We start from the raw sequence: 13,021 nt of genomic DNA, 5'->3' as shown, positions 1-13,021 counted from the left end.
TTTGCTTTTTTAATAGTGTGTGCTCACTTAAAATTTAACGTTGGCGCTTTGTTTTGTTCAGTTTTCAAAGAGCAATTCTTCGTCGTTACTTCGTAAGCGACTTTATTATCTTATCATCAACTCATTCTAATGTCAATATTTATTTCACATTTTTTTGATTGAGTATTTATGATGTCGTTATTGGCGACTCCTAATATATTATCAGGTTGTTCTTTTTTCGTCAATGGTTTATTTGCATATTTTTAAAAAAACCTAAATGAACGATAACATGATAAAAACCTCAAGGAGTTTCCATGAGGTTTTTCAGAGTAACATCGACGCTAACGCCTTTTAAATGACCCAATAGCCAATGGCCGCCAAAGCTGCAACTCCTGGTATTCCAAGCAGGCCGGCGACTGCTGAGGTAACAGGGTTGATGGGTACATGAATGCCCGCTTGATTCCCAAGTGTATTCAAAAAGAACAAAAAGGCTGCACCGATAATAATCTTTATAATCCCCTGCCCTATAAACCGGACGGGTCTTAATGGCGCCCCTATAATGAGGAGCATTAAAATCAGGCCGCCAACTACGGCAACAAAGACAACTGGTTCCAAAATCATTCCTCCCCGCAAGCTTGTACTTCACTTATATGAAGAGATCTTTGGATTAAGAACTCAAACAAAAAATGGCTATGAAGAAAATGCATTCCTTCACAGCCATCTACTTATCATCTTTTTATGCGGACATTCCTTCTTTTAACTTCCCTGAATAAGTAGAAATATTTCACTTCCGCCAGTCTTGTTTGGGCGATTACTTCCTCAGATGGATCAACGCTTTTTTCAAGTAATGATTTTTGATTATGCCAATTCCATTTCAAATGTTCAAGATCTTCGATTAATGACTCATTAAATTCATTTCGAAGTTTCTTTTTTTTACGAAAGAACAAGTGAAGTCCTCCCAGCTATCTTATATTTCTCTTCTTCCTTCAATTGCTTTTGATAGCGTCACTTCATCCGCATACTCCAAATCTCCGCCAACAGGAAGTCCGTGGGCAATTCTGGTCACTTTAATCCCTGACGGTCTTAGCAACCGCGAAATATACATGGCTGTCGCTTCACCTTCAATGTTAGGATTAGTAGCCAAAATGACCTCCTGCACTGTTTCATCTTGCAGGCGTTTTAATAAATCAGGAATGTTTATATCTTCTGGACCAATTCCGTCCATCGGTGAAATACTGCCATGCAGTACATGGTATAAACCATTGAACTCTCGCATCTTTTCCATAGCTATTACATCTTTCGGGTCCTGAACCACACAAATCAAACTTCTGTCCCTCTTTTGATCTTCGCAGATATAACAGGGATCTTGATCTGTAATATGACCACAGACTGAACAATACATAAGATTCCGTTTAGCATTCACAAGTGCTTTTGCAAAATCCAAAACAGTATCTTCCTTCATGCTTAGTACATGGAAGGCTAATCGAGCAGCCGTTTTAGGCCCAATCCCCGGCAATTTCATAAAACTGTCAATGAGCTTGGAAATCGGTTCTGGATAATGCATCAAATTCCCCCTAAAAATCTCAAAAGAAACCTCCTGAAAGGAAGTTTCTTTTGAACTTGCTTAAAACATACCCGGAAGGTTCATTCCCTTAGTGAATTGTCCCATCGTTTGGTTTGTCAGTTCTTCAGCCTTTTTCAAAGCATCGTTAGTTGCAGCCAGCACTAAATCCTGAAGCATATCGATATCATCCGGATCGACAACTTCCGGTTTGATGATTACATCAACTATTTCTTTATGGCCTGTCACGATGACCGTTACCATTCCGCCGCCAGCAGTGCCTTCAATCTTTTTTTCACCTAATTCTTCTTGTGCCTCTGCCATCTTCTTTTGCATTTTTTGCATTTGTTTCATCATATTTTGCATATTACCGCCGCGCATACCCATTTTCCTTACCTCCAATTATTCTTTAATTTCAAGTAGATCATCGCCGACTAATTTTCTAGCCTCTGCTATAAAGGGGTCTTCTTCTTTTGATTCCGTTTCTTCTGGACCGTCGAACTGCTGTGTTGAAATGAAGTCCTCCCGCAACCTTTGCCACTGGCTCTCCGGAACACCAGCTATCTCCATACGGTGCCCGGTCAATTGCTGCATGATCGAGGCCATCACTTCCACGAAACGGTTATTTTCCATTGCCATTTGACAATGAATATCATATTTGAATTTTACCACAAAAGCTTCAGTTGACGCAGCAACAGGTTCTGCCTCCGTTAATAAAGCTGCCAATGACTTTTGGTTTTGCTGACCTAACTGTTCAAGCACTTCTCCCCACTTACTTTTCACTACATTAAGATCTGGCTTTGTAGCTTGTTTCAAAACTTGATTGATCTTTCCTGCAGGTGCTTTATATGCTTTTTTAATGGCCCTTTGTGCTTTCGCCTGCTCTGCAGGTTTTTCTGTCATGGCTGCCGGAATGCCATTTTTATGCATTTCCATTAATTTTTTCTCTAGATCATCTATTTTCTGCTGCATCTGTTTAAGCTGCCCATCATCCGTTTGATTTGACCTTTGCTCATTACATAATTTCACAAGTGCCACTTCAAGGAAAATCCTTGGATGATTTGTCCATTTCATATCCTGCTGTGTTTGATTGAAGCTTTCAATAATGGAGTAAATCGATTCAGAGGAGATGACTTCCGCCAATTCTTTAAATTGGGGATCTATCAATACACGCTCGAAGGATTCTGCCAGGGCTGGTGCAGTTTGATACAAAAGCATGTCACGGAAATAATAAATCATGTCTTCTATGAACCTAGCCGGATCTTTTCCCATAGCTAGCAATTCTTCAAGGACTTCAAGTGCCACCGCTACTTCTTTATCATATATAGCCTTTGCCAACCTGCTTAAAAATGCCTGCGAAACAGAACCGGTGACAGTCAATGCATCTTCCACGGAAACCGTCTCCGAACTGAAGGAAATCGCTTGATCAAGAAGGCTTAGGGCATCTCGCATCCCGCCTTCTGCTGCCCTCGCAATGATATGCAGAGCTTGTTCATCACATGAAACACCTGTTTCTGCAATAATCTGTGACATCCTGCCAACAATATCTTGAGGCTGAATTCTTTTAAAATCAAACCTTTGGCAACGGGAGATGATCGTTAGTGGAATCTTATGAGGTTCTGTCGTTGCCAATATAAAAATTACGTGCTTCGGAGGTTCTTCCAATGTCTTTAAAAGCGCATTGAAAGCGCCTTGTGAAAGCATATGTACCTCATCAATGATATAAACTTTATATGTAACCGCGTTCGGTGCATATTTGACCTTATCACGAATGTCACGGATTTCCTCGACACCATTATTGGATGCTGCATCAATTTCTATAACATCTGATATGGAGCCATCAGTGATTCCGCGGCAAGTAGCACATTCGTTACAGGGCTCACTTGTCGGGGCATGCTCACAATTCACTGCTTTTGCTAGAATTTTGGCAGCACTTGTTTTCCCTGTCCCGCGTGGACCGGAAAATAAATAGGCATGTGAAACCTTCTGCCCGACCAAGGCATTCTGCAGCGTTTTCGTTACATGTTCTTGCCCAACTACATCAATGAATTGTTGTGGCCGCCATACCCGGTATAATGCTTGATACCCCACGGAAATCCCTCCTTTTTTCTCCATCTTGTTTATTATACATTACTGATTTCCTTAATTTCAAAGTCTAAAAGGAAATTTTATGATTGCCTCATTGTTTTCAAAAAACCAAGCAGTTTACCTTCTTGGCATAAAAAAAAACCCACCCGATACGAATGAGTTTTTTGTTTATGTAAAATAACTGCCGTGCACCTTCTGTCGATTAGCAACCATAAGCGTTACTTAAGCAGTTAGCTCGGCCCAGGCAACCCTGCGGCACATGAGAACTTCCACTTAATGCTGCTTCCTTCCGGACCTGACATGGTTCATGGAGTCCCATTGCGCAGGACCCGGGCGTCAACACCACTTACTTAAGGCAGGCCCTACAGAATACTAACCTCGAGAAGGGATTCAACCTCGCTAGAGCGGATTGCGAGTACAGGGCACCGCTACCTCCCCGTCTAGCACGGCAAATGTAATACCAATTTCGCAGCGTCATGTCGACGCATAATTTATTATACTAAGGTAACAAAAAAAACGCAAGTGTTGTTCATGGACAGTTTGATTCCAAATTTATCAAATGAAGCTAAGCCTCATCTTCAACATTCGTTTTTCACCTATTTATTTTCTTCGATAATCTTGAGTGCTCTCTCTCTTTTCAAATTTTTCTTTTTATTCCTAAGCTCTTTAAAAAAAGAAGTCAATATCCAACCGCACTCTTCCCTTAATACACCGCTCGTTACTTCACATTGATGGTTGAAGCGTTCATCTCGAAGTAAATCCATAAATGTCCCTGCACATCCGGCCTTTGGATCGTGCGCTCCAAAAACAACCCGCCTTACCCTCGATTGTAAAATGGCACCTGCACACATGGGACAAGGTTCCAACGTTACATATAGCGTCGCATCCTCAAGGCGCCAGCTGCCAGTAGCACGACAAGCCTCATTGATCGCAAGTAGCTCTGCATGTGCCGTCGCATTCTGTTCTGTTTCCCTTAGGTTATGCCCCGTCGAAATAACTTGGTCATCTATTACGATTAAAGCGCCAATCGGCACTTCATTCAATGCCTGCGCCTTTTTAGCTTCCTTCAAGGCCAAATTCATGTAAAAAACATCATCCTTCATAAAAAAACCCCCTCAAATTAAGTAGGAGTAAACAGACAAATATAAGACAAAATAAAGGTCATACTACTTATTCTAATGAATAGTAACGCAAGCTGCATATGTGCTGCAAGTAAATTCTCACAATGAAGGAGGATATACCATGAATCGACCTAAATCGCCTTCTTTCGCCTTGCTTATCATTGATATGATCAATGATTTTGATTTCAAACACGGGAATATGCTCCTTGAACATACGAAGCTTATCATCGATCCGATTTTGAAATTAAAAAAGCAAATGCAAGAAAAGGGCTTTCCAATCATTTATATCAATGACCATTATGATTTATGGCAGGCTGACTTCGATAAAATAATTGATACCTGCCATTAATTGAAACGACAAAACCACAACAAGACGAGTTCTTTCTCATCAAGCCGAAGCATTCTCCATTTTATGGGACCACCCTCAACACATTACTCAAACGATTAAAGGTGGAAACCCTGATCATTACTGGTATAGCCGGTAAAATCTGCGTCCTGTTCACGGCCAAAGATGCCTATATACCGGAATATAAATTATGGATACCCGAGGATTGCATCGCTTCAGCATCAAAGGAAGATAATCATTATGCATTAAAGATGATGAACCATGTTCTTAAGGCATCCATCAAGGCATTCCCCACCATATCCCCCTGTTACACACTCTTTCATTCTCCTTCATTAGCAAACTGACAAAAATATCACTTAAGTCCTAAGTCTGTGATACAATATCTCTTGGCTGAAACCTAATAAACTGGGAATTTCAGCTTGATACCTCATGAAGGAGGACAGATTGGATGAAATCCACCCCATTTATCACTGTCGAAGGTCCAATCGGCGTGGGAAAAACATCACTTGCAAAAGCTATCGCAGAGCATTTTCAATTTTCGTTATTGAGGGAAATTGTAGATGAAAATCCATTTCTAGGTAAATTCTACAACAACATTGATGAGTGGAGCTTTCAAACAGAAATGTTTTTTCTATGTAACCGTTATAAACAATTGGAAGATATCGAAAAAAAGTATCTTACTAATGACCAAGCCGTGGTGGCTGATTACCATATATTCAAGAACTTGATATTTGCTGAACGAACCCTAAAAAACGAACAATACAATAAATACCTTGAAATATTCAATATTTTAACACGGGATATGCCAAAACCTAATATGGTCATTTATTTAAACGCAAGTCTTGATACTCTGATCTCCCGCATCGGTAGAAGAGGCCGTGATTTCGAAAAAAATATATCTTCCATTTATTTAGAGCAATTATCCGCAGATTACCAAATATTCATGGAAACGTTTGAAAAACGGCACCCTGACATACCTGTGCTTACATTTAACGGAGATGAACTGGATTTCGTCGGCAACAAGGATGATTTGAAAACGATAATCACCCAAATAGAGAATGCCCTGCAAAAAGGAGTAAAGTCAAATGAACTTACGCAAGAAATATAATATTCCAAACAACGCCGTCATTACGATAGCAGGGACGGTTGGCGTAGGAAAATCAACCATGACCAATGCATTAGCCGATGCCCTTCAATTCAGGACATCCTTTGAAAAGGTTGATACGAACCCCTACCTGGATAAGTTTTACGATGATTTTAATCGTTGGAGTTTCCATCTGCAAATCTATTTCCTCGCTGAACGTTTTAAAGAGCAAAAAAAAATCTTTGAATATGGAGGCGGTTTTATCCAAGACCGTTCCATTTATGAAGACACTGGAATATTTGCAAAAATGCATCATGAAAAAGGTACGATGAACGATGTGGACTACGAAACTTACACAAGCCTTTTCAACGCCATGGTAATGACGCCATACTTCCCGCACCCTGATTTACTTATCTATCTCGAAGGTTCACTGGACGATATCCTCGACCGTATCCAAGAGCGTGGCCGTCCGATGGAACAGCATACCCCAATTGAATATTGGAAGGAGATGCACGGCCGTTATGAAGAATGGATTGATCAATTTAATGCCTGTCCTGTCCTTCGATTGAATATAAATGAATATGACCTTATGCAGGATGAAGCAAGTATCGAACCTCTTATAAAACGGATTGCCGAATATATGGAGCAAACCAAGTTGTTACGAAATATGTAAAACAAAAAAACCACCGGTTATCCGGTGGTTTTTCAATATATTAGAAAACAAAAATTCCGTTACATCTCTGTAACGGAATTTATCGATATCCAATTTATGCGCTGTGGTTATTAATAAGTTATGGAGGAGGTAGAGGGATTCGAACCCCCGCGGGATTTGACTCCCCTGTCGGTTTTCAAGACCGATCCCTTCAGCCGAACTTGGGTATACCTCCGTATCAACATTTATTATAATACATTGAATTAAAATCAAAGTCAAGCAGTCTAGAAAGTTTTTTGAAATAATTTTTAAACTTAGATAAAAAGGAGAATCAGCTTCTTTTATCAGAAGCTGATTCCTTTTTTCTTTAACTTACGGTTTAATGACCTCCACACCGCGCATATATGGTCGTAATACTTCAGGAATGATAACACTGCCATCTTCCTGCTGATAATTTTCCAAAAGCGCCGCGACTGTACGGCCGATTGCCAAACCTGATCCATTTAGAGTATGGACGTGTTCCGGTTTTCCTTTTGCATCACGTCGGAAGCGGATATTGGCCCTTCTAGCCTGGAATGCTTCAAAGTTACTGCAAGAAGAAATTTCACGATACGTTCCATAACTCGGGATCCAAACCTCGATATCATACTTTTTAGCAGCAGTGAAACCAAGATCTCCCGTACACATGCTTAGTACTCGATATGGAAGACCTAGCAATTGAAGGACCTTTTCGGCATGACCCGTGAGGTTTTCCAATTCCCCATAAGAATCTTCCGGCTTTACAAACTTCACTAATTCAACCTTATTGAACTGGTGCTGGCGAATTAACCCGCGGGTATCACGACCGGCAGAACCTGCCTCTGATCGGAAAGAAGCGCTGTATGCCGCATAACTTATCGGCAGATCATCCATGCTCATGATTTCATCCCGATGGAAATTTGTCACAGGCACTTCAGCCGTAGGAATCAAGAAGTAATCTTCACTTTCAATACGGAAGGCATCCTCCTCGAATTTAGGTAACTGACCTGTGCCAGTCATGCTTGCACGGTTGACCATATATGGAGGCAGCATTTCTTCATATCCGTGTTCTTCAACATGAAGATCCAGCATAAAGCTAATTAAAGCACGCTCTAACCGTGCACCTAGACCCCTATAAAATACAAATCGGCTTCCGGTAACTTTTGCTGCCCGTTCAAAATCCAGGATGCCTAAATCTCCAGCTACATCCCAGTGTGGTTTTGGTTCAAATTTGAATTCCGGCAATTCCCCCCATTTACGGATTTCAACATTATCGTCTTCCGTTTCACCAACTGGGACACTTTCATGCGGAATATTAGGAATGGAAAGAAGTAATGTTCCTAAGCGGGCTTCCACTTCACGAAGCTCATCATCGAATCCTTTGATTTGATCTCCAACTTCACGCATTTCGGCAATCAACTGGTCAGCATCCTTTTTCTCCCGTTTCAATACTGCCACTTGCTGTGAAACTTCATTCCTTTTGCTTTTCAACTTTTCCGTATCGGCAATCAAGGTTCGGCGCTTCAAATCAAGCTCTTCAAATTTACCTAAATCAGTTAGATCTTCTCCTCTGAATTGCAGTACACGTTTTACTTCTTCAAAATTATTTCTTACATATTTCAAATCCAACATTTTCAGTTCCTCCTTAATATCTGATGATCTTTCCAAGAACGCAAAAAACTCCCGTCCCCTGAAGAAGGGACGAGAGTTAACCCGCGTTGCCACCCTAGTTGAAGACATATGAAAAATGTCTACCACTTATCACGATAACGGCTTTTAACCGAAAGTACTTACTGACCCATAAGGCTTTCCATACTCTGCTCCAGGAGGGATTCACAAGATTCTCACACCGATTTCCACCAGCCATCGGCTCTCTATAGAAAGAAATACTTGTTACTATATCCTGTCATTGCTTTCTTATATAATCAGATTGTTTTCCATAATGTACTATAATTTTATACATTACGCAACCGTTTTATACACGAAACTTAAAACCAGCCTTTAACTGTAGAAGCTACACTGCTCCATACATCACCAAAGAATCCGCCAACCGCACGCATTGATAATACGAACCAGTTTGCCTTTTCAACAGACTCAGCAGCTACGACGTTAACCTTCACTGGATCGCCGTTAATGTACCCGTAATCTTCGCCGTTTTTAGGAGTGACTGTGATGTATCCAAGTTTTTCACCTTTTTTGATTGGTGCAGTCAACTTACCATCATCATTCAATTTGTTTTTATCGATCACTAAATCTGTTTTATAGTTATCTTTCTCACCATTTTCAACAAGTAGCTCAAACGCTTTTTCAGTTTGAACCTTAACACTTTTTTCCTTACCTTTTACTACTGAAAGTGTTTCTTTCCCTTTCACTTGGTAATTGGCTGGAAGTACTTTTTCTTTTTTGAAGGTTGCATAAGCATAGTTCATCAGCTTAGTGCTATCCGCAAAACGTTCAGTTTTACTAGTGGACTTCATTACCACCGTGATATAGCGTTGGCCATCCCGGATAACCGTCCCTGTATGACCATAACCGGCATAGTCAGTAGATCCCGTTTTCAGTCCATCGACGCCTTTATATTCAAATATCAGGCCAGGCAACATCCAGTTGAAGTTCGAATACTCTTTTCCATCACGGAACTTCAATTTAGGAATACTCGCAATTTTTAATACTTCCGGATAATCGTTTATTAGACGATAAGCAAGAAGAGCAGTATCTTTTGCTGTCATGATATTTTCTTCATCTGCTTTACCAGTAGGGTATTGCCCTAATAAATCGGAGTTATTCAAACCGCTGGCATTAACGAATTTATGGTTTTTCAAGCCTAATTTTGTTGCTTTTTCATTCATTAATTTAACAAAACTCTTTTCACTTCCGGAAATCAATTGTGCTAAAGCTACCGTTGCCGCATTTCCAGAATAGACAGCCATGGCTTGATATAGTTCTTTAACTGTGTAATCTTCACCTTCTGTTAACCCAACATTCGACAAATGCGGTGCTTTTGAAAGATCATGCACGTATTTATTTATTTTTACTTTTTGATCCCAACTGATTTTCCCATTTTTGATTGACTCCATTATGATGTATTCAGTCATCATTTTTGACATGGATGCAATCCCTAATACTTCATCGGCATTTTTTTCATACACGATTTGTCCTGTTTTACCATCAATGATGATGGCTGCCTCTGCTTTTAAACCTAAATTATCAGATTCAGCAACAGCTTCCCCCGGTTGATAGGCAAATTGCGACATAACAAGAGCAAAGACAAAAGTGAAAATGAGGGTAATCTTGCTGATTTTTTTCAATTTCCAATACCTCCAACTTTTAAGCTAATCTCTATAACAAAGAAGAAACTTTATGTGATTCCCCTTGACACCTTGTATAGTTTATCACAGAAAAAATAAAAAAAATAGACAGAGTAATCGTAGACTCTGTCTATTTTAATAATAAATTTTAATGACGATTATATGTTAAATTCATTACATTGAATAATTCGGTGCTTCTTTTGTAATTTGGACATCATGAGGATGACTCTCTCTTAACCCGGCACCAGTCATTTTGACAAATTGAGAGTTTTCTCTCAAATCTTCCAATGTGGCTGTTCCGCAATATCCCATACCTGAACGAATGCCGCCAATCAGTTGGAAAATGGTATCTGAAAGAGGTCCTTTGTATGGAAGGCGCCCTTCGATGCCTTCCGGTACGAATTTCTTGTTATCTTCTTGGAAGTAACGATCCTTAGATCCCTTTTCCATCGCTGCAACAGAACCCATACCCCGATATACTTTAAAACGGCGACCTTGGAAAATTTCCGTTTCACCAGGGCTTTCAGTTACACCGGCAAGCATACTTCCAAGCATTACTGCATGTCCGCCTGCAGCTAGAGCTTTAACGATATCACCAGAGTATTTAATTCCGCCATCAGCGATGATCGTTTTACCATATTTCCTTGCTTCTGTCGCACAATCGAAGACTGCCGTGATTTGAGGAACTCCTACACCGGCTACAACCCTTGTCGTACAGATTGACCCTGGTCCGATTCCCACTTTCACTACATCAGCTCCCGCTTCAATCAATGCTTTCGTTCCTTCAGCAGTAGCCACGTTACCAGCGATGATCGTCAATTCAGGATATGCCTCGCTGATTTCCTTTACCATTTCAAGGACGCCCGCTGAATGACCGTGAGCAGTATCAAGCACAATTGCATCGACTTGGGACTTAACAAGCATTTCTACACGCTTCAATGTATCTTTAGTCACACCAACAGCAGCACCTGCAAGTAACCTTCCTTGCTTATCTTTCGCCGAGTTCGGGAACTCAATGACTTTCTCGATGTCCTTGATTGTAATAAGTCCTTTAAGAACACCATTATCGTCTACAAGGGGAAGCTTTTCAATTTTGTATTTTTGAAGAATCTTTTCTGCTTGTTCCAAGTTAGTTCCCACTGGAGCTGTGACCAGATTCTCTATAGTCATGACACTGGAAATCTTCAAAGAAAAATCGGAAATAAATCGCAAATCACGGTTTGTAATAATACCCACAAGTTTTCGATCCTCTAAATTGTTGACAACAGGCACACCCGAAATGCGATATTTACCCATTAGATGCTCTGCATCAAATACTTGGTGATCTGGCGTTAAGAAAAATGGATCGTTAATAACACCGCTTTCTGAACGTTTTACTTTATCCACCAGTTCAGCTTGTGCCTCAATAGACATATTTTTATGGATAATACCCAATCCGCCTTGACGAGCCATAGCAATTGCCATCTCAGCTTCTGTAACGGTATCCATTCCTGCACTGATGATAGGAAGGTTGAGCTTTAAATTTTCAGCTAAGCTGACTTGAAGGTTAACATCTTTCGGCAAAACCTCTGATTTCGCTGGAATTAATAGGACATCATCAAAGGTTAAACCTTCTTTTGCAAATTTATTTTCCCACATTATTTTCCCCTCCTGCTTAAAAATATTATTTGTAGGTTATCAATAGGACATACTACTGTCAAGAAGAGAAATAAATGTTTGATAATTCTATTAATTCGGAGGAGAGGCTGCAATGCCTGAAAACAATGATAATTTCGATAAATATACCCCTTTTTTTTCCGCATCTTCCTCACAACTTTTTTTACAAAAATGTTATATGCGTGAAAAAATAGAAGATGCAGAAATGAAAAGTTACGAAAACTGCTATCCATTTATATACCATCTTGAACATGGTAAAACATATTATAATCAGGCTGCCATAGCTCCACTTTCCATACAGCCAATCCTAATATTTTATGGATTCGCCCAATTGTTAAAGGCCTGCCTGCTCACTATTGATCCTAACTATCCTGAATCAACTTCGGTACTTGCCCATGGGGTAACTACAAGAAAAAGAAAAAAACAACAATACGAATTTTTAAAGGACGAAGTAAAAACGCAAAAGAATGGACTTTTCACCTGCATTGCCGAAAAATTATTTCATATCAGGCATCTGGAAGGCGAAAAATTTTCCATGGGGACACTATTGAAGGAAATACCAGATATGCAAAACTTTACATGGCCCATTCCCCAGAAAAATTTCGCCGCCCTGTCACCCACTTCGGATGGTTTTCAACTACCCTCAGCCATATTGGATAGCTATCAAATGTCCAGCAGTCGATTGGAAGAATTTTTAAAATCCAAAACGAATCAAGTTTTCAGTATTTCAGAAGCACCTCGATCACTGACTTTAAAAGCAGATAGCGTATTTATTCATAATGCTTCTTCTCCAATACGATATAACATGGCAGAAGGACAGTTCATGCTATCACTCAATAAAGATTCGTCAGCTTTTTCGTTACCTGAACTTTTAATCCATTATTTGATCTCTTATAACCTTAGTATAATAGCTCGTTATGAAACAGAATGGTGGGCAGAGCTGATGAAAACAATGCCTAATGATGATTACCCTTGCATTGTGCAATTCCTTAAAATAAGCCAAGTTAAGGTGCCCTTTTTAATATTGGAATGGTTTACGTCCAAAAGGTTAAACTTTTGATCCTTCTAACTACCAATCGTGGTTGATCTGTCCTGGAACGCGAAAAAAGACCAGCCAGATGGCTGATCTTATAAATGGCTTGGCGGCGTCCTACTCTCACAGGGGGAAACCCCCAACTACCATCGGCGCTGAAGAGCTTAACTGCCGT

12 protein-coding genes, 1 tRNA gene, 1 rRNA gene, 1 other RNA gene, 1 pseudogene and 1 other annotated feature are annotated in these 13,021 nt (G+C 40.1%); of the genes and pseudogenes, 4 read left to right on the top strand and 12 right to left on the bottom strand.

Annotated features, from left to right (window positions below; genetic code table 11):
* Window positions 1–330: 330 nt before the first annotated feature.
* From SB775_RS26580 to tadA, 7 genes are all read right to left on the bottom strand, one after another.
* Window positions 331–594, bottom strand: a complete 264-nt coding sequence (locus SB775_RS26580; protein WP_061440309.1) for a pro-sigmaK processing inhibitor BofA family protein — start codon at window positions 592–594, stop codon at window positions 331–333.
* Window positions 595–707: 113 nt separating this feature from the next.
* Window positions 708–926, bottom strand: a complete 219-nt coding sequence (locus SB775_RS26575) for a YaaL family protein (protein ID WP_061440308.1) — start codon at window positions 924–926, stop codon at window positions 708–710.
* 20 nt (window positions 927–946) lie between these two features.
* On the bottom strand, window positions 947–1,543 hold the full coding sequence (gene recR, locus SB775_RS26570) for a recombination mediator RecR (protein WP_061440307.1): 597 nt from the start codon (window positions 1,541–1,543) through the stop codon (window positions 947–949).
* A gap of 60 nt (window positions 1,544–1,603) precedes the next feature.
* Entirely contained in the window at window positions 1,604–1,921 is a 318-nt protein-coding gene (locus SB775_RS26565; RefSeq protein ID WP_053348895.1) for a YbaB/EbfC family nucleoid-associated protein, read from the bottom strand.
* A 21-nt stretch (window positions 1,922–1,942) separates the two neighbouring features.
* Entirely contained in the window at window positions 1,943–3,631 is a 1,689-nt protein-coding gene (dnaX, locus tag SB775_RS26560; protein WP_410864118.1) for a DNA polymerase III subunit gamma/tau, read from the bottom strand.
* A 181-nt stretch (window positions 3,632–3,812) separates the two neighbouring features.
* Window positions 3,813–4,077, bottom strand: an RNA gene (ffs, locus tag SB775_RS26555) — signal recognition particle sRNA large type.
* Window positions 4,078–4,224: 147 nt separating this feature from the next.
* Entirely contained in the window at window positions 4,225–4,731 is a 507-nt protein-coding gene (tadA, locus tag SB775_RS26550) for a tRNA adenosine(34) deaminase TadA (RefSeq protein ID WP_089365028.1), read from the bottom strand.
* 139 nt (window positions 4,732–4,870) lie between these two features.
* Here tadA and SB775_RS26545 point away from each other — a divergent pair.
* From SB775_RS26545 to SB775_RS26535, 3 genes and pseudogenes are all read left to right on the top strand, one after another.
* Window positions 4,871–5,439 (top strand): annotated as a pseudogene (locus SB775_RS26545) (cysteine hydrolase family protein).
* Window positions 5,440–5,543: 104 nt separating this feature from the next.
* Complete coding sequence (locus SB775_RS26540) at window positions 5,544–6,203, top strand: deoxynucleoside kinase (protein WP_410864117.1); 660 nt, start codon at window positions 5,544–5,546, stop codon at window positions 6,201–6,203.
* Window positions 6,181–6,852 carry a deoxynucleoside kinase gene (locus SB775_RS26535; protein WP_410864115.1) on the top strand — a complete coding sequence of 224 codons (672 nt, stop codon included), beginning with the start codon at window positions 6,181–6,183 and terminating at the stop codon, window positions 6,850–6,852. The genes SB775_RS26540 and SB775_RS26535 overlap by 23 nt, the downstream gene beginning before the upstream one ends.
* A 121-nt stretch (window positions 6,853–6,973) precedes the next feature.
* Here SB775_RS26535 and SB775_RS26530 read toward each other — a convergent pair.
* From SB775_RS26530 to guaB, 4 genes are all read right to left on the bottom strand, one after another.
* A tRNA-Ser gene (locus SB775_RS26530) sits at window positions 6,974–7,066 on the bottom strand.
* 137 nt (window positions 7,067–7,203) lie between these two features.
* Window positions 7,204–8,481 (bottom strand): serine--tRNA ligase, encoded by a 1,278-nt coding sequence (serS, locus tag SB775_RS26525; protein WP_061440305.1) that lies wholly within the window; start codon window positions 8,479–8,481, stop codon window positions 7,204–7,206.
* A gap of 62 nt (window positions 8,482–8,543) precedes the next feature.
* Window positions 8,544–8,768, bottom strand: a binding site (T-box leader).
* Between the two features lie 69 nt (window positions 8,769–8,837).
* A complete protein-coding gene (locus SB775_RS26520; RefSeq protein WP_250211733.1) occupies window positions 8,838–10,157 on the bottom strand; it encodes a D-alanyl-D-alanine carboxypeptidase family protein in 1,320 nt (439 codons plus the stop codon).
* A gap of 174 nt (window positions 10,158–10,331) precedes the next feature.
* On the bottom strand, window positions 10,332–11,795 hold the full coding sequence (gene guaB, locus SB775_RS26515) for an IMP dehydrogenase (protein WP_089365025.1): 1,464 nt from the start codon (window positions 11,793–11,795) through the stop codon (window positions 10,332–10,334).
* A gap of 112 nt (window positions 11,796–11,907) precedes the next feature.
* Between guaB and SB775_RS26510 the strand changes: the two genes are divergently transcribed.
* Window positions 11,908–12,873 (top strand): YaaC family protein, encoded by a 966-nt coding sequence (locus tag SB775_RS26510; RefSeq protein WP_410864113.1) that lies wholly within the window; start codon window positions 11,908–11,910, stop codon window positions 12,871–12,873.
* A 77-nt stretch (window positions 12,874–12,950) separates the two neighbouring features.
* Here SB775_RS26510 and rrf read toward each other — a convergent pair.
* Window positions 12,951–13,021 (bottom strand): 5S ribosomal RNA (rrf, locus tag SB775_RS34720); the annotation flags it as partial.

Source organism: Peribacillus sp. SIMBA_075 (genome assembly GCF_046534585.1).
Note: the sequence above shows the minus strand (reverse complement) of the source record. Positions and strands in the feature narration are given on the sequence as shown.